The sequence below is a fragment of the Bacillus sp. JJ1562 genome (genome assembly GCF_036962705.1).
In the GTDB taxonomy this organism is placed as follows: Bacteria; Bacillota; Bacilli; order Bacillales; family Bacillaceae_L; genus Ferdinandcohnia.
In genome coordinates, this window is sequence record NZ_JBALOQ010000064.1 from 1 (window position 1) to 1,188 (window position 1,188).

Genomic DNA, 1,188 nt, shown 5'->3' on the forward strand with positions numbered 1-1,188 from the left:
TTTTTCAGTGCCCTCATATTTTGCCGGGGTCATCTTCTTTAATCCCCACTGATAACGATGATTATTGTACTCCTGCATATAAGAGTCTACTATTTGTTTTAACTCACCAAGACTATTACATTCTTTATAATCGACTTCATCTTTAAAGTGACCAAAAAATGATTCCATTGGAGCATTATCCCAACAATTTCCCTTACGGGACATTGATTGTGTTATACCTAGTTTCTTTATCTTGTCTTGAAAGACTGGATTGGTATAATGAACCCCTTGATCTGAATGGATAATTGCATCAGGGTGGAACTGATTTTCCATAGCTTCTTTCAGTTTGTCTAATGTTTTATAAACAATATCCATATCTAAAGAAGTGGATAAATAATGTGCTAGTATTTCATTGGTACTACCATCTTTAACACAAGATAAATAGGCTTTTTGACCATTAGAATAATAAAGATAAGTAATATCAGTTAACAATACTTTTCCTGGTTCTTCTTGGTTGAATTTACGATTTAAGTGATTAGGGCATGTTCTATGTTCCTGAGTAGCTTTGATCATCTTTTTATATGGATTCGCTTTTCTAACCCTAGCAATAAGTCCGTATTTACGCATAAGCCTTCTAATTTTCTTGTGATTCATTACTATAAAATAATCGTTTTCTAAAATCATTTTGATTTGTAATGCCCCTACCTTTTCCTTCTTCTGTTGGAAGATAGACTTAATGTGTTTAATATCCATTTCATCTTGTTCATCTTTACGTTGACGAGTGGATGCAGCCTCAAGCCAAGCATAATATCCACTTCTACTAACTCCAGCTAATTTACATAAGAAACTCAATGAGTTCTTTAATTGTTGATTATGAATGGTTTGATGAATAAGTTGAAATTTCTCAGTTGGGGTTAAAAGCGTTTTTTGTTCATCGCCTGCCTCTCTAGTTCCTCTAGCTTTTTTAGAAAGTCATTCTCTGCTTCCAAAAATTTTATTCTAGCTTCTGCCATTTTGAGCTTTTCTTCAACCGATAGTTCACTTGAAGATGGTCGTCCTGTACTTCCCTTACCTCTCCGTTCTATTTTGAGACCAAATCCACCATGCTTCGTAATGGTCTTGCGCCACCTGTGTATGATTTTTCTGGGCTGTTCTCTACCAATAAGCAATAGGTTAAAACCATGATCAATAAAAATCTGAGAGGGCGAC

1 protein-coding gene and 1 pseudogene are annotated in these 1,188 nt (G+C 34.8%); both read right to left on the reverse strand.

What is annotated here, in order from left to right; all coding sequences use genetic code 11:
• Positions 1-870: IS3 family transposase (locus tag V7097_RS24835; RefSeq protein WP_335706321.1), on the reverse strand; the 870-nt coding region annotated here is incomplete at its 3' end.
• 23 nt (positions 871-893) lie between these two features.
• Positions 894-1,188 (reverse strand): annotated as a pseudogene (locus V7097_RS24840) (IS3 family transposase); the annotation flags it as partial.